Below are 15,689 nucleotides of genomic sequence, written 5' to 3' on the forward strand. Positions count from 1 at the left end.
GTACGGGCGGGGGCCGGCGGGTCAGCTCTTGCTGGTGAACCCGGTGGCGATGCCGAAGTTGGTGGCGACCTCGGGGACGGCGACCACGTGTCCGGCGGTGGTGAAGACCCGGCCGGCGGAGAGCAGCGAGCCGGTGCCCTGCGGGAAGGCGCCGCCCTGGGTCTCCTGCCCGCCGGCCAGCGCGAAGCGGCTGAGGTGGGCGGGCTGGTCGGCGCGTTCGTCGACGACGACCAGCAGGCCGCTGCTGTCGACGCCGGCGGGGCGCGCCCGGCCCTTCTCGGCGATGGGGGTGCGCCACTGCGGCTTGCCGGTGCCCAGGTCGTAGGCGGCGATCGCGGTGGGGCTGCCGCCGCCGTCGGGGACGACCGCGGCGAGCATGGTGGTGCCCTGGAAGTGGACGCCGGGGACGGCGGCGAAGCTGCCGCGGGCGACGTCCAGGCGGCCGCCGCCCTCGACGGCGAGCGGGATCTCGACGCCGGGGTCGCCGTTGGCGCCCCAGGCGAAGACCCGGTCGTCGGCGGGTTGGCCGCCGGTGGTGAGGACGACGGCGGGCTCGGCGGAGAGCACTGTGACGGTCGTCGGCTGGTTGTTGAGGCCTCGCCAGTACTTGACCTTGCCGTCGGACACGTTCAGCGCGACGGCCTGCGGGCCCGGGGTGGAGTCGGCGCAGTTGCTGTGCAGCAGGACGGTGGTGGGGCCGGAGCTGCCGGAGAGGGTGCAGTACTTGCCCTGGCCGGTGTACTGCCAGGCCTCGGCGCCGTCGTTGGCGGCCCAGGCGGAGGCCTTGTCGTCGCCGACCGCGATCACCTTGTCGTCGGTGACGGCGACGTGGGCGGCGTACTTCCCCTTGGTGTCGGACAACGTCTTCGACCAGGTGATCTTTCCGGCCTTGGTGTCGACCGCGACGGCGGTGCTGCACGGGCCGTTCGGGTCGGCGGCGGGCCGGTAGACCACGGCGCCGATGCCACCGGAGTTGACGCTCGGGGACAGTCCGCAGGGGACGGCGCCGTCGGCGGGCGGGGCGAGCGTCCAGCCGGGCTTGCCGTCGGCGAGGCTGTAGGCGTGCACGCCGGTGGCGTCGGCGCGGACCACCGCGTCGGCGAGCAGCCAGCTGCCGACCAGGGTGTCGTCGGCGCCCTGGGCTCCGGCGGCGGCCGGGTCGGCGGCGGCGGTCCAGGCCTTGGTGTGGGCGACCGCGATGTTCTGGGGGGCGCTCTGGGCGCCCTTGTCGGCGGCCGGCTTTCCGCTGTCGCTGTCGGAGGTGGCCAGCACGGCGGCGGTGCCCAGCACGGCGAGTGCGGCGACGCCGGCGCCTATCCGGATGGCGAGGCCGCGCTTGCTGGGCGCGCCGGGCCCGGAGGTGACGGCGGCTCGGGCCCGGGCGGCGAGGCCGCCGGCCGCCGGCCGGTCGTCCGTCGACGTGTCGTCATCGGCGGTGCGGGCGAGCGGAGTTGAGGTGCCGTCGGCACCGGGCGCGAACGGGTCGGCGGCGCTGGTCTGCGGGTAGCCGGTCGCGGTGACCGGGCTCGCCCCGGCGGCGGGCTGCTCGAACGCGCCCGGCGTCGGCGGCGTCTCCGGCTGCGCGAACGGGTCGGCGGGGGCGTACAGCTGCTGGGCGGCGGGGTCGGCGTACGCGTCGGGCTGCGGGTAGCCGCCGTAGGCCTGCTGCTGCTCGGCGTAGAGCTGCTGCTGACCGTAGGTCTGCTGGTCGACCCAGCCCTCCGGGTAGCCCTGCTGCTGACCGTACGCCTGGGCGTAGTCCTGCTGCTGGTAGGGCTGGTCGGGGCGGCCGTAGAGCTGCTGCTGGGCGGCCGGGTCCACCTGCCCCCCGGGCTGCGGGTAGCCGCCGTAGGCCTGCTGCTGCTCGGCGTAGGCCTGCTGCTCACCGTGGACCGGCTGCTGCCCGTACGCCTGCTGCTCGCCGTAGGACGGCTGCGGCTGGGGGTACCAGGGCTGCTGCTGGTCGTACCCGGGGGTCGTGGAGGGTTCCTGAGCCATGCGTTCCGTCCGTCCCGACTGCGGTCTGGCAAGCAGAAAGCATCTCACGCTTCGTGGGCGGGTTTTGGCCGGGGCGCGGGGGGTGGGTCAGGAGGCGGTGTCGAGGGCCTGGTCGATCAGGTGGGCGAGGGTGAAGTCGAGGCCGGTCAGGCCGCCCGCGCTGTGGGTGCTGAGGACGAAGGTGAGGGTGCGCCAGCGGATGTCGATGTCGGGGTGGTGGTCGAGGGCTTCGGCCTGTTCGGCGACGGCGTCGACGACCTTGATCGCGGTGGGGAAGCTCGCGGTCTCGGCGGTGCGGGTGAGCGCCTCGCCGGTGCGGGTCCAGTGCGGGAGGTCGACGAGGGCGGCGGTGATCTGGTCCTCGGTGAGGCGGGTGCGGCTCATGGCGTTCTCCGTCCGGGTGGTGCGGCGGCTGTCGGGCCGAGCCTACGACGGGTCAGAGGAACAGCAGCTTGGTGACGGCGGCGAGTCCGACCACGACGATCAGGGTGCGCAGGGCGATCGGCGGGAGGCGGCGGCCGACCTTGGCGCCGAGCAGGCCGCCGAGGGTGGAGCCGACGGCGATCAGGGCGGCGGCGGTCCAGTCGACGGTGGAGGTGAAGACGAAGAAGACCGCGGCGACGCCGTTGACGATCAGTGCGAGGACGTTCTTGATGCCGTTGATCGTCTGCAGGCTGTCGGGGAGCAGCATGCCCATCAGGGCGAGCAGCAGGACGCCCTGGGCGGCGCCGAAGTAGCCGCCGTAGACGCCGGTGAGGGCGATCAGCAGGAGCAGCAGCGGGCCGCCGTCGGTGGCGGGCGGCAGGGTGCCGGCGGCGCGGCGGGCGGCCATCGCGCGGGCGACCCGGGGTTGCAGGACGACCAGGACCAGCGCGGTGAGGATGAGGACGGGGACCACAGCGTCGAACGCGCCGGGGAGCACGATCAGCAGGGCGGCGCCGACGAGTCCGCCGGTCAGTGAGGCGGCGCCGTAGCGGAGCAGTCGGCGGCTCTGGCCGGCGAGTTCGGCGCGGTAGCCGATCGCGCCGGCGAGTGAGCCGGGGGCCAGGCCGAGGGTGTTGGAGACGTTGGCGGTGACGGGGGGCAGGCCGATGGCGAGCAGCACGGGGAAGGTGATCAGGGTGCCGGAGCCGACGATGGCGTTGATGGTGCCGGCGGCGGTTCCGGCGAGCAGGACGGCGAGTGCCTCCCACATCGTCATCTGCGTTCCCCTCGTTGGCTGCTGTCGGGCCGATCGATCATGCCGGAGGGCGCGGCGTTTGGCCAGGGGCGGTCCGCGATGCGATCGGGCCCTCAACATGCCCGCAGGCCCCGTCCGTTGGTTCGGGCGGGGCCTGCGGGGGTGGGGCCGGCTACTCGTCGATCTTCGGGTACTCGCGGGTGGGCTCGACCCGGGGGCGGAGGGTCTTGTCGGTGTCCACCGGGCGCGGGGCGTTGGCGGGGTCGACCGGGACGCGGGCGGCGGTCGGCGGGACGACCGGGGCCGCGCCGTTGCCGCCGCCGGTCGCGCCCTGGAACGCGCCGCCGAGGCCCTTGAGCGCGTCGCCGACCTCGCTGGGGATGATCCACAGCTTGTTGGCGTCGCCCTTGGCGAGCTCCGGCAGGGTCTGCAGGTACTGGTAGGCGAGCAGCTTCTGGTCGGCGTCGCCCTCGTGGATGGCCTCGAAGACGGTGCGGATCGCGGCGGCCTCACCGTCGGCCTTCAGCACCGCGGCCTGGGCCTCACCCTCGGCCTGGAGGACGGCGGCCTGCTTCTCACCCTCGGCGCGCAGGATCTGGGCCTGCCGGGCGCCTTCGGCGGTGAGGATGGCGGCGCGCTTGTCACGGTCGGCGCGCATCTGCTTCTCCATCGAGTCCTGGATGGAGGTCGGCGGCTCGATCGCCTTGAGCTCGACCCGGTTGACCCGGATGCCCCAGCGGCCGGTGGCCTCGTCGAGGACGCCGCGCAGGCCGGCGTTGATGACCTCGCGGGAGGTCAGGGTGGACTCCAGGTCCATGGAGCCGATGATGTTGCGCAGCGTGGTGACGGTGAGCTGCTCGATGGCCTGGATGTAGCTGGCCACCTCGTAGGTCGCGGCCCGCGGGTCGGTCACCTGGTAGTAGATGACGGTGTCGATGTTGACGACCAGGTTGTCCGAGGTGATGACCGGCTGCGGCGGGAACGGGACGACCTGCTCGCGCAGGTCGATCCGGTTGCGGATGGTGTCGATGAACGGCACCACGATGTTCAGGCCGGCGCTGAGAGTGCGGGTGTAGCGGCCGAAGCGCTCCACGATCGCGGCGCTGGCCTGCGGAATCACCTGGATCGTCTTGATCAGGGCGATGAAGGCCACCACGACCAGGACGATCAGCACGATGAGGACGGGTTCCAACGCTTCTCCCCTAGACGACCAGGGCGGTCGCGCCCTGGATTTCGACGACGTCGACCTGCTGGCCGGGCTCGAAGACCGAGCCCGGGTGGAGCGCCCGGGCGGACCAGATCTCGCCGTTGAGCTTGATCCGGCCGCCCTCCCCTCCGTCGACGGTTTCCTGTACCACTGCGGTGGCGCCGGTCAGCGCCTCCACGCCCGTGCGGTACCCCGGGCCCTGCTTCAACTGGCGGTAGGCGATCGGCCGGACGAACACCAGGAGTGCCGCCGACACTCCGACGAACACCAGGAACTGCGGAACCACGCCGCCGCCCAGGCCCGCCGTCAGGGCGGCCGCGCCGGCGCCGACCGCGAACATCGCGAATTCGGGCATCGCGGTCGCCACCAGCGGAATGCCCAGGCCGACTGCGAGCAGCAGCCACCAGATCCAGCCGTCCACGCGTCCATCCTAGGGAAGTCTGAGCTCTTCAGGCGTAGCTTCCCGCAGCTGGGGGTGCGGAAACCGGCCAGGTGTGCGACCGGTCCCGTCTGCGTATCGGATCCGGCCGTCAGCCGAGCGGCAGGCCGTGCGCGGTCCAGCGGTCGCCGCGCTGTTCGAGGGTCAGCGGCAGGCCGAAGCAGTGCGAGAGGTTGCGGGCGGTGAGGGTGCTCTCGATCGGCCCGGCGGTCATGACCTTGCCCTGGCGGATCATCAGGACGTGGGTCATGCCGGGGACGATCTCCTCCACGTGGTGGGTGACCATCACCATGGACGGCGCGTACTCGTCCTGGGCGAGCGCGGCGAGGCGGCGCACCAGGTCCTCGCGGCCGCCGAGGTCGAGGCCGGCGGCGGGCTCGTCCAGCAGCAGCAGTTCGGGGTCGGTCATCAGGGCGCGGGCGATCAGGGTGCGCTTGCGCTCGCCCTCGGAGAGGGTGCCGAACTTGCGCGTGGTGAAGGCGGCCATGCCGAGCCGGTCGAGCAGCGCCAGGGCGCGGGCCTCGTCGGGCTTCTCGTAGGTCTCCTTGCCGTGCACGGTCAGGCCCCAGGCGGCGGTCAGCACCGTCTCCAGCACGGTCTGGTTGCCCGGCAGCTTGTCGAACATGGCGGCGCTGGCGAGGCCGATCCGGGCCCGCTGCTCGAACACGTCGATCTCGTCGAGCTTCTCGCCGAGCACGACGGCCTGGCCCGAGCTCGGGAACAGGTACGCGCCGGCGATCTGGAGCAGCGTCGTCTTGCCCGCGCCGTTCGGTCCGAGCACCACCCAGCGCTCGCCCTCCTTGACCGTCCAGGACACGTGATCGACGAGCGCGCGTCCCTCCCGGACCACGGAAACGTCCACCAGCTCCAGAACGTCGCTCATGCCTACGCCTTCCCCAAATGCAAGAATCCGGCCGTCCGTGGAACCTGCGCGAAGGTCCTCGGGGTGCGGTCCAACCTGTGTCAGGCCAAACCTACGCCACCCGCCCCGCCCGGTTGTCCGTAGGCTGGTCCGATGCTCGCGACTCCTGCCGACAATCCGTACCAAGAGCCCCGTTCGGGGCGGCTCACCGCGTGGGGCAACGCGCTGCTGGCCGGCGCCTGCTCCCCCGACGACGCGGCGACGGCCGTCCAGGGCACGGACGACGCCCACCGGGTGACCGAGCTGCCCGGCGACGAGCCGGACGCGCTGCACGGCCTCACCTGGGCGCTGGGCAGGCTCCGCGTGCTGGGCGCGAAGGGCCTGCGGCTGGCGCTGCCGGTGGCCGGGCACCCGCTGGGGCTGACCGGGCCGCCGGCCTTCAACGCGCTGGCGCTGGGCGCCGGGGAGGCGGTCCTCGCGGTGGGCGTCCCGTACGGGCTGGTGCCGGAGGTCGAGGTGTACGGCCCGGAGGGCGACCAGGGCGTGCGGGTGCTGTGGCAGTGCCTGCCGGTCAACGACGCGCTGCCCGCGGACGTGCCCTCGCTGTACGAGGCGGAGCGCGAACTCGCGGACGGGCTGCGGCAGGCCACCGTCCTGCTGACCCGGCTGGACGTGGCCGGCGCCGGGCCGGAGACGCTGCGCGCCCTGGAGGGCTTCCGCCGCCGCGGCCACCGCGAGCTGCTCGCCCCGGGCTACCCGCCGCGCGCGGTGCGGGTGCTGGAGTCGGCCCGGCAGGTGTCGGCGCTGCTCGGGATCGCGGCGGGCGGCCACGGCGCGGCGGTCTCCGCGTCCGAGATGGCGACCCGGCGGGAGATCCTCGCCCCGCTGGACCGCACTGCCCGCCGGGCCCAGGTGGCGGCGTACAACGCGATCGTGGACGAGCGCGACTGAAGGACCGTCAGGACTGGTTGCGGACCGCCCACAGCGCTGCCTGGGTGCGGTCCGCGACGTCCAGCTTCATCAGGATGTTCGACACGTGAGTTTTGACTGTCTTCTCACTCAGGTGCAGCGCACGGGCGATCTCCCGGTTGGAGCGGCCGTCGGCGAGGTGCGAGAGGACCTCGCGCTCGCGGTCGGTGAGGCTGCCGCCGCGGCCCTGCGAGGGGGCGGGGACGTCCTCGGCGAGGAGTGCGGCGGCCAGTTCGGGCTGCAGCAGGACGTGACCGGCGTGCACCGAGCGGATCGCCCCGGCCAGCGCCTCCGGGTCGACGTCCTTGTACACGTAGCCGGCCGCGCCGGCCCGCAGGGCGGGGACCATGGTGCGGTGCTCGGTGAAGCTGGTGACGATCAGCACCTTGGCCGGATTGGCCTGTTCGCGCAGCAGGCGCAGGGCCTCGATGCCGTCCACCCGGGGCATCTTGAGGTCCATCAGCACCACGTCGGGGGCGAGCTCGCCGGCCCGTTCGACGGCTTCCGCGCCGTCGGCGGCCTCGCCGACCACCTCGATGTCGTCCTGCACCTCCAGGAAGGTGCGCAGGCCGCGCCGGACCACCTGGTGGTCGTCCACCAGCAGCACGCGGATCGGTGACGCGGTGTCAGGCACCGGGGACCTCCAGTTCGACCAGGGTGCCCCGGCCCGGGGCGGACTCCAGGGACAGTCGGCCGCCGACCGCGGCGGCCCGGTCGCGCATCGACACCAGGCCCAGGTGGCGGCCGGCCCGGCGGACCGATTCGGGGTCGAAGCCGCGGCCGTCGTCGGCGACGGTCAGCCGGACGCCGCGGCCGGGCGTGCCGGTGAGGGTGACGGTGACGGACGTCGCCCCGGCGTGCCGCAGCGCGTTGTGCAGGGCCTCCTGGGCGACCCGCAGCACCGCCGCCTCCTGGCCGGCGGGCAGCGCGCGCACGCCGGTCGCGGTGAACCGCACGGCGGCGCTGTGCGCCCGGTCGAGGACCTGGGTCTGCGAGGCGAGGGTGGCGACCAGACCGTCCTCCTCCAGCGCGGCGGGGCGCAGCTCGACCACCACGGCGCGCAGCTCGTCGGCGGCCTCGGCGGCCAGCCGGGCGACCTCGGCGAGGTTGTCGCGGGCCCGTGCGGGGTCGCGTTCGACCAGGGTGGCGGCGGCCCGGGCGGTGAGGCGCAGCGAGAAGAGCTTCTGCGAGACCGCGTCGTGCAGGTCGTGGGCGATCCGGGCGCGTTCGCCGGACAGCGTGAGTTCGCGGCTGCGTTCGTAGAGCCGGGCGTTGCCGAGGGCGAGCGCCGCGTGGGCGACCAGGATCCGCAGCAGGGCCTCGTCGTGCTCGGTGAAGCCGCCGGGCTTGTTGGCCAGGAACAGGGCGCCGGCGATCTCGTCCTCGTCCATGATCGGCATGCCGAGGAAGTCGGTCATGTCGGGGTGGGCCTCCGGCCAGCCGCCGAAGTCGGGCGCGGTGTGGACGTCCTTGAGCCGGGTGGGTTCGCGGTCGTGCAGCATCGAGGCGAGCACGCCGTGCTGGCGGGGCAGCGGGCCGATCGCCCGCCACTGCTCGTCGCTGACGCCGTCCACCACGAACTGCGCGAACCCGCCGTGGTCGTCGGGCAGGCCGAGGGCGGCGTACTCGGCGCCGAGCAGCGTGCGTGCGGAGGCGGTGATCCGGCGCAGCACCTCGCGCACTTCGAGCGGTCTGCTCATCGCCAGTACGGCCGCGCTGACCGCCTCGATCCCCTTCAGTGAGGGATCGCACCCGGGACTGTCCATGCGGCCACGCTACCGCCGCGATCATGGCGGGCGCCTCGGGCGGCAGACCTACGTCGAAGGGCCGGGGAAGCGTGTGCTCCCCCGGCCCCGTCCGACCCTCGCGGGCGTCAGCCCTTCTGCATGACCTCGGGCTCGTGGCGCTTCTGGAAGCGCTGGATGGCGAACGCCAGGCCGACCGAGATGGCGATCATCATGGTCCAGTTGAGGAACATGATCCCGGCGGAGTGGTTCCACAGGGTGTCGTACGGGCCGGTCTCCGGGGGCTTGACCACCACGACCGGGGAGATGTGCGCCAGGTCGAGGGTGTTGCCGCTGGCGGCGACGCCCCAGCGGGCGGGCATCAGCCAGGCGAACTGCTCCAGGCCGGGCTTGTCGAAGAGCTGGAAGATCGCGCCGGTGAACACCATCTGCACGATGGCGAACATCACCAGCAGCGGCATGGTCTTCTCGGCGGTCTTCACCAGCGAGGAGATCGCCAGGCCGACCATCATCGAGGTGAAGCTGAGCAGGATCACGCCGATCGCCATCTCCGCGGCCGGCAGGTGCTTGAGCAGCAGGCCCTCGGCGGGCAGCGTGCGGACCTTGAACGCGATGGCGGAGATGATGCCGCCCTGCAGGAAGCTGATCGCGCCCAGCACGATGATCTTCGACATCAGGTACGCCGTCCGGGACAGGCCGGTGGCGCGTTCCCGTTCGTAGATCGCCCGTTCCTTGATCAGCTCGCGGACGGAGTTCGCCGAGCCGGACAGGCACGCGGAGAACGCGACCACCATCAGGATCAGCCGGGCCACGTCGTTGCGGCCGTTGCTGGCGCAGGGCGCCAGGCCGCACTTGTCGGGGATCACCGCGGAGACCGCGCCGAGCACCAGTGGCAGCAGCAGGGACAGCAGGATGAAGCCCCGGTCGGAGGCGATCACCGCCAGGTAGCGGCGGATCAGCGTCCACAGCTGGGAGCCCCAGCTCTGCGGCTTCGGCGGGCGCAGCTGGGTGAGCGCGTTGGGCTGGACGTGAGTGACGGCGGCGTCCACGTTCGCCGAGTACTGCTGGTGGTGCACCGAGTTGCGGTAGCGGCCGGCCCAGTCGTGGTCGGGGTAGTTCTCGAAGGCCTGGAAGACGTCCGCCCAGGTCTCGTAGCCGAAGAAGTGCAGGGCCTCCGCGGGCGGGCCGAAGTAGGCCACCGAGCCGCCCGGGGCCATCACCAACAGCCGGTCGCAGAGCGCGAGTTCGGCCACCGAGTGGGTGACCACCAGGACGGTGCGGCCGTCGTCGGCGAGTCCGCGCAGGGTCTGCATGACCTCGCGGTCCATGCCCGGGTCGAGGCCCGAGGTCGGCTCGTCCAGGAAGATCAGCGACGGCTTGGTGAGCAGCTCCAGCGCCACCGAGACGCGCTTCTGCTGACCGCCGGAGAGCGCGGTGATCCGGTTGTCGGCGCGCTTGTCCAGGCGCAGCTCGTACAGCACCTCGTCGATCCGGCGCTGGCGCTCGGCGGCCTCGGTGTCGCCGGGGAAGCGCAGCCGGGCGGCGTACTTGAGGGCGGTGCGGACGGTGAGTTCCTTGTGCAGGATCTCGGACTGCGGCACCAGGCCGATCCGGGAGCGCAGTTCGGCGAACTGCCGGTACAGGTTGCGGCCGTCGTACAGCACGTCGCCGCGGTCGGCGGGCCGGTAGCCGGTGAGGGCGCGCAGCAGGGTGGACTTGCCGGAGCCGGACGGGCCGATCACGGCGACCAGCGACTTCTCCGGGACGGCGAACGAGACGTCGTCGAGCAGCGTCTTCTTGCCGCCCTTGAAGTCGACCTCGACGGTCAGGTGGTGGGCGGAGAAGGTGACGGCGCCGTTGTCGACGAACTCCTGCAGCTGGTCGCCGACCAGCACGAAGGAGGAGTGGCCGACGGTCAGCCGGTCCTGCGGGCCCATCAGCTGGCGGCGCGTCGGCTGGCCGTTCAGGAAGATCCCGTTGTGGCTGCCGAGGTCGACAATCTCCCACTGGTTGCCCGGCAGTTGGCGCAGTTCGGCGTGGTGCCGGGAGACCTGGAGGTCGGACACCACGATGTCGTTGTCCAGCGCGCGGCCGATCCGGATGGTCCGCCCGCCGCTCAGGCTGCGGATCATGGTCGGGCTGCCGAGCCCGCCGGCCGGCCCGGGCTGCTGCGGCGGCGCCGGGTGGTGCTGCTGCACGGGCGCTGACGGCTGCTGGAACTGCTGCTGCACGGGCGGCTGCTGCTGGAACTGCGGCGGGACGGGCGCGCCGCCGCCCTGGGCGGGGAAGCCCTGCTGCTGTTGCTGCGGGAAACCCTGCTGCGGCGGCGGGAAGCTCTGCTGCTGCGGGAAGCCGGGCCGCGGGGTGGGCGCGTCCCAGCTCTGCGGGATCGGCTGCTCGACCGGCGGCGGCCGGTGGCCGGGCCGGGCGGCCGGGCCGGGGCCGAACGACGGCTGCTGGAGCGGCGGCTGTTGGAGCGGCGGCTGCTGCTGGAACGGCGGTTGGGCCTGCGGGCCGGGGGCTCGGCCGGTGACGGCCTCGTGCAGCGGGCCGGGCTGCACGGGCGCGGCGGCGGGCGCGGTGAAGGCCAGCCGGGGGCCGTTCTGGCCGTTGCCGAGGTGCACCACGGTGCCGGGGTGCAGGGCGGTCCGCTCGACCCGGGCGCCGGCCACGAAGGTGCCGTTGGTGGAGCCGTGGTCGGTGAACAGCCACGCCGTGCCCTCGAAGCCGATGGTGGCGTGCCGCCAGGAGACCCTGGCGTCGTCGAACGGGAAGTCCGACGCCGGGTCACGGCCGATGGTGTAGGCGCGGCCGGGTTCCAGTACCCGCTGCCGGCCGTCGATTTCAAGTACGAGTTGCGGCAACTCTCCGCCCGCCCCGCTCTCCGGTCCCCCAGGATGTTGCATCTGACGGGGGGAATCATTCCAGCCGGGGCAGTGGGCCCGGAAGCCGGGACACGGTTCTGTGACCGCCCGGCTACCGCTCGCGGACCTGGCGAGGTGTCCGCCGGGCGTCCCACGAGCCGGACGCGGGCGGCTCGCGCGGGGAGGCTCCGGGTAGCGTGGGGGGCACCATGAACGCAACAGATCCGGCCGCTCAGGCCCTTTCCGCCGCGCCGCCCGTGAGCACCGACACCGAGCGAACGCTGCTGGTCAAGGTGTTCGGCAAGGACCGCCCCGGCATCACCGCGGGCCTGTTCACCCAGCTCGCCGGTTTCGGGGTCGAGGTGATCGACATCGAGCAGGTCGTCACCCGTGGCCGGATAACGCTGTGCGCACTGGTCACTCCCCCGCCCGCGCCGGGTGCCGAGGGCGCCCTGCGGGTGACGGTGCACCGCTGGGCCGAGGAGCACCGGCTGCAGGCCGAGATCATCTCCGGCACCGGCGACAACCGCCCGCGCCGGGAGGGCCGTTCGCACGTCACGGTGCTCGGCCACCCGCTGACCGCGTCCGCGGTGGCGGCGCTGTCCGCCCGGGTCTCGGAGGCCGGCGGCAACATCGACCGGGTGTTCCGCCTGGCCAAGTACCCCGTGACGGCGGTGGAGCTGACCATCTCCGGTGTGCCGACCGAGGAACTGCGCGCGGTGCTGGCGGCGGAGGCCGCCGTGCAGCGGGTGGACATCGCGGTGGTCCGTTCGGGGCTGCACCGGCGGGCCAAGCGCCTGGTGGTGATGGACGTCGACTCCACGCTGATCCAGGACGAGGTGATCGAGCTGTTCGCCGCCCACGCGGGCTGCGAGGCGGAGGTCGCCGAGGTGACGGCGCAGGCGATGCGCGGCGAGCTGGACTTCGCCGAGTCGCTGCGCGCCCGGGTGGCACTGCTGGCGGGCCTGGACGCGACGGTCACCGAGAAGGTCCGCTCGGAGGTCCGGCTCACCCCCGGCGCCCGGACCCTGATCCGCACCCTGAAGCGGCTCGGCTACCAGGTGGCGATCGTCTCCGGCGGTTTCACCCAGGTCACCGAGCACCTGGTGGAGCGCCTGGGCCTGGACTTCGCGGCCGCCAACACCCTGGAGGTGGTGGACGGGAAGTTCACCGGCCGGGTCACCGGCGAGATCGTCGACCGGGCCGGCAAGGCCCGCTGGCTGGCCCGGTTCGCCGAGCAGGCCGGGGTGCCGCTGGAGCAGACGGTGGCGATCGGCGACGGCGCCAACGACCTGGACATGCTGAACGCGGCAGGACTGGGCGTGGCGTTCAACGCCAAGCCGGTGGTCCGCGAGCAGGCCGACACCGCGGTGAACGTCCCATTCCTGGACACCGTGCTGTACCTGCTGGGCGTCACCCGCGAGGAGGTCGAGGCGGCCGACGAGGTGGACGGCGCGCCCACCGGGGACTGATCCGGCACGCACGTCGAAGGCACGCACGTCGAAGGGGCGGGGTCCGGCCGGACCCCGCCCCTTCTGCTGCCGTCAGTCCTGCGGCATGAAGTACGACTCCAGCCGGGCCACGCCGGGCTCGACCAGCTTCCACGGGCCGTTCAGACTGAGCACCGCCACCGCGGCCGGCGGGAAGCCGTTCAGCCGCATCCGGTTGAGCTCCTCGGCGTCGCCCTCGTCGCCGGCCAGCACCTGGGTCAGGCCCAGCACGCCGGGGTTGTGGCCGACCAGCAGGAGGTCGGCGTGCTCCTCGGGGGTCTCCTGGATCACCTCGATCAGCCGGCCGGGCTGGGCCTCGTACACCCGGTCCTCGTAGACCGTCTTCCGGGGCCGCTTGGGCAGCTCGTGGGCGACCAGCTTCCAGGTCTCCCGGGTGCGCAACGCGGTGGAGCAGAGCACGTGGTCGGGGTTGACGCCGGAGTCGGCGAGCCAGCGGCCCGCCTCGGTGGCCTGGCCGCGCCCGCGGTCCGCCAGCGGGCGGTCGTGGTCGTCGACCTGGTCGGGCCAGTCGGCCCGGGCATGGCGAAGAACGATGATCCTACGAGGAGTGTCGGCGCTCATACCCCTAGAGCTTCGCAGAAAACCGCCGCCCGGTCGCGTGGTCGGCGAAGCTGCCACCCCTGCGGGTGGCCGCTCCCCCGCTCGGCGCGGGCGGCGGCCGCGAGGCCGGATCAGCCCATGTTCTGGGCGACGGTCGCGACGATCGCGATCAGCACCACGATCCCGGCGATCACGCCGAGCATCTGCAGCAGCTTCTTCTGGCCGCCCTGGGGATTCGGTTCGAGAACTGGCATGTCGCCGAGCCTAACCGACGACCTCGTCCTCGATGTGCCGGGCCCGGGCGGCGCGCATGCCGACCAGGATCTGCGGCACCAGCAGCAGCGCCAGCAGGCCCAACGGCAGGTACCACTCGCCGGTGTTCTCGTAGAGCGCGCCCATCACGATCGGGCCCGGGATGCAGATCAGGTAGCCCAGGCTCTGCGCGAACGCCGACAGCTGGGCCACCCCGCCCGGGGTGCGGGCGCGCAGGCCGAGCATGGTCAGCGCCAGCGGGAACGCGCACATCGACAGGCCGACCAGGATCGCCCACAGCCACGGCACCGTCCCGGCGGCCAGCATCAGCCCGAGGTAGCCGGCGATGCCGCACAGGCCCAGCACCACCACGTACAGCCGCTGGTCGCCGCCCCGGGCGGCCAGGTTGGGCAGCGCGAACGAGACCGGCACGCTGATCGCCATCACCAGGGCCAGCAGCACGCCGGACGCGGACTCCGAGACACCGGCGTCGTGGTAGATCTTCGGCAGGAAGCCCATCGCGCTGTACGCGCTGGTGGACTGCAGGCCGAAGAACGCGCCCAGCGCCCACGCGGTGCGGCTGCGCAGGATCGGCAGCCGGACGTGGACCGGCGCGGGCTCGGCCGAGGCGCTGCCGCCCTTCTCGCGGCGGACGAACAGCACCGCCAGCCACAGCACCAGCGCGAGCACGGCGGGCAGCGCCCAGACGCCGAGGCCCAACCGCCAGGAGCCGCCGAGCGCGTCGGCCAGCGGGACGGTGGTGGCGGCGGCCAGCGAGGTGCCGACCGACAGCGCCATCGAGTACAGGCCGATCATCGGACCGACCCGGTCCGGGAAGTACCGCTTGATCACCACCGGCAGCAGCACGTTGGCCAGCGCCACTCCGGCCAGCGCCAGCGCGGTGAGCAGCAGGAACACCGCGGTGGAACCGGTGAAGGAGCGGGCCAGCACGCCCGCCGTGATGGCGCCCATCGCGGCCGCCACCACGGTGATCGGACCCAGCCGGCGGGCCAGGCCCGGGGCGGCGACGCCCAGCGCCGCGAAACACAGCGGCGGCACCGCGGCGAGCAGGCCGGCCACCGTGGCGCTCATCCCGAGGTCCTTCTGGACCGGGTCGAGCAGCGCGCCGAGGCTGGTCACCACGGGACGCAGGTTGACCGCGGCGGCGGCCACGCCGACGGCCAGCAGGACGGCGCCGGCATTGCGAACCGCCGGCGACGGGCCGGCGGCGGTGGTGCTGGACGAGGGGGATGGTCGAAGGCTCTCGGTCTCGGTTGCTGAGGGGTCTGCTGCGGTAGACATGGCGCAATCATAGAATCATGGGATGACTTAAGTCGCCCCGGTATCCTGATGACGTAAACCACAGAAGGAGCCCGACCTTGGCGCTGTCGACCACTCGCCGCACCCCGCTCTCCGACCAGGTGATCGCCCAACTCCGGGCCCAGATCACCTCGGGCGAGTGGCCGGTGGGATCACGCATCCCGACCGAGGCGGAGCTGGTCGACCAGCTCGGCGTCGCCCGCAACACCATCCGCGAAGCCGTCCGCGCCCTCGCCCACAACGGGCTGGTCGACATCCGCCAGGGCTCCGGCACCTACGTCCTGGCCACCAGCGAACTCGCCGGCGTCATGCACCGCCGGTTCGCCGACGCCGACCAGAGCCAGGTCGCCGAACTCCGCGCCACCCTGGAGACCTCCGCCGCCGGCTTCGCCGCGACCCGCCGCACCGCGCGCGACCTCGAACTCCTCGACGCCGCGCTGGCCCGCCGCGACGCCGCCTGGCACGCCGGCGTCCCCGAGGACTTCATCCAGGCCGACGCCGCCTTCCACCACGCGGTGGTGGCCGCCGCCCACAACGACGTCCTCGCCGCGATCTACGCCGACCTCGGCGAGGTCCTCCTCGCCCACCTGCGCCACGACGTCGGCCCCGACCTCCTCCCCCACCGCTGGGTCTCGCACTCGGACATCCTCGACGCGATCAGGTCGGGCGACGCGGAGAAGGCCGCGAAGGCCGCCGGCCAGGCGATCGGGGGGAACAGCGAGGGGCCCGGGGAACGGCGGGGCCAAGGCTGCTGGTGATCGACGGGGCGCGGACAGGACCCGTTGTTCCGGGTCCCGTCCGT

General features: G+C 73.0%; 15 protein-coding genes. 3 read left to right on the forward strand and 12 right to left on the reverse strand.

The genetic code is table 11. The features are described from left to right. Positions 1-21: 21 nt before the first annotated feature. The 6 genes from ACI1MP_RS11045 to ACI1MP_RS11070 all read right to left on the reverse strand — a co-directional run bounded on the left by ACI1MP_RS11045 (position 22) and on the right by ACI1MP_RS11070 (position 5,707). Complete coding sequence (locus ACI1MP_RS11045) at positions 22-1,998, reverse strand: hypothetical protein (protein WP_404868562.1); 1,977 nt, start codon at positions 1,996-1,998, stop codon at positions 22-24. 87 nt (positions 1,999-2,085) lie between these two features. Beyond that, positions 2,086-2,382: a 4a-hydroxytetrahydrobiopterin dehydratase gene (locus ACI1MP_RS11050; protein WP_404868563.1), complete on the reverse strand. Its 297-nt coding sequence runs from the start codon at positions 2,380-2,382 to the stop codon at positions 2,086-2,088. Between the two features lie 52 nt (positions 2,383-2,434). Beyond that, positions 2,435-3,199: a sulfite exporter TauE/SafE family protein gene (locus ACI1MP_RS11055; protein ID WP_043910212.1), complete on the reverse strand. Its 765-nt coding sequence runs from the start codon at positions 3,197-3,199 to the stop codon at positions 2,435-2,437. Positions 3,200-3,350: 151 nt separating this feature from the next. After that, the gene (locus ACI1MP_RS11060; protein ID WP_373295483.1) at positions 3,351-4,355 is read right to left on the reverse strand and encodes an SPFH domain-containing protein; all 1,005 of its coding nucleotides are present in this window, start codon (positions 4,353-4,355) and stop codon (positions 3,351-3,353) included. 25 nt (positions 4,356-4,380) lie between these two features. Further along, complete coding sequence (locus ACI1MP_RS11065) at positions 4,381-4,794, reverse strand: NfeD family protein (protein WP_380342548.1); 414 nt, start codon at positions 4,792-4,794, stop codon at positions 4,381-4,383. A 121-nt stretch (positions 4,795-4,915) separates the two neighbouring features. Next, positions 4,916-5,707 (reverse strand): ABC transporter ATP-binding protein, encoded by a 792-nt coding sequence (locus tag ACI1MP_RS11070; protein WP_100589506.1) that lies wholly within the window; start codon positions 5,705-5,707, stop codon positions 4,916-4,918. 132 nt (positions 5,708-5,839) lie between these two features. Between ACI1MP_RS11070 and ACI1MP_RS11075 the strand changes: the two genes are divergently transcribed. Further along, positions 5,840-6,637, forward strand: a complete 798-nt coding sequence (locus tag ACI1MP_RS11075) for a hypothetical protein (protein ID WP_404868564.1) — start codon at positions 5,840-5,842, stop codon at positions 6,635-6,637. Positions 6,638-6,644: 7 nt separating this feature from the next. Here ACI1MP_RS11075 and ACI1MP_RS11080 read toward each other — a convergent pair whose 3' ends face one another. From ACI1MP_RS11080 to ACI1MP_RS11090, 3 genes are all read right to left on the reverse strand, one after another. Next, complete coding sequence (locus tag ACI1MP_RS11080) at positions 6,645-7,289, reverse strand: response regulator transcription factor (protein WP_043910205.1); 645 nt, start codon at positions 7,287-7,289, stop codon at positions 6,645-6,647. Continuing rightward, positions 7,282-8,421, reverse strand: coding sequence for a GAF domain-containing sensor histidine kinase (locus ACI1MP_RS11085; protein ID WP_100589504.1), 1,140 nt, complete (start codon positions 8,419-8,421; stop codon positions 7,282-7,284). Before ACI1MP_RS11085 ends, ACI1MP_RS11080 begins: the two co-directional genes overlap by 8 nt. 107 nt (positions 8,422-8,528) lie before the next feature. Further along, complete coding sequence (locus ACI1MP_RS11090) at positions 8,529-11,306, reverse strand: FHA domain-containing protein (RefSeq protein ID WP_404868565.1); 2,778 nt, start codon at positions 11,304-11,306, stop codon at positions 8,529-8,531. 167 nt (positions 11,307-11,473) lie between these two features. Here ACI1MP_RS11090 and serB point away from each other — a divergent pair, with 167 nt between their 5' ends. Then, positions 11,474-12,736 (forward strand): phosphoserine phosphatase SerB, encoded by a 1,263-nt coding sequence (serB, locus tag ACI1MP_RS11095; protein ID WP_043910202.1) that lies wholly within the window; start codon positions 11,474-11,476, stop codon positions 12,734-12,736. Positions 12,737-12,808: 72 nt separating this feature from the next. On the opposite strand, the gene ACI1MP_RS11100 is transcribed toward serB, so the two are convergent. From ACI1MP_RS11100 to ACI1MP_RS11110, 3 genes are all read right to left on the reverse strand, one after another. Then, entirely contained in the window at positions 12,809-13,336 is a 528-nt protein-coding gene (locus ACI1MP_RS11100) for a histidine phosphatase family protein (RefSeq protein ID WP_100589501.1), read from the reverse strand. Between the two features lie 110 nt (positions 13,337-13,446). Continuing rightward, positions 13,447-13,569 carry an SGM_5486 family transporter-associated protein gene (locus tag ACI1MP_RS11105; RefSeq protein WP_255419049.1) on the reverse strand — a complete coding sequence of 41 codons (123 nt, stop codon included), beginning with the start codon at positions 13,567-13,569 and terminating at the stop codon, positions 13,447-13,449. A 10-nt stretch (positions 13,570-13,579) separates the two neighbouring features. After that, on the reverse strand, positions 13,580-14,869 hold the full coding sequence (locus ACI1MP_RS11110; protein ID WP_404868566.1) for an MFS transporter: 1,290 nt from the start codon (positions 14,867-14,869) through the stop codon (positions 13,580-13,582). 77 nt (positions 14,870-14,946) lie between these two features. On the opposite strand from ACI1MP_RS11110, the gene ACI1MP_RS11115 reads away from it, so the two are divergent. Further along, positions 14,947-15,645 carry a FadR/GntR family transcriptional regulator gene (locus ACI1MP_RS11115; RefSeq protein WP_380342526.1) on the forward strand — a complete coding sequence of 233 codons (699 nt, stop codon included), beginning with the start codon at positions 14,947-14,949 and terminating at the stop codon, positions 15,643-15,645. Positions 15,646-15,689 lie beyond the last annotated feature (44 nt).

The organism is Kitasatospora griseola, assembly GCF_044999035.1.
GTDB lineage: Bacteria > Actinomycetota > Actinomycetes > Streptomycetales > Streptomycetaceae > Kitasatospora > Kitasatospora griseola.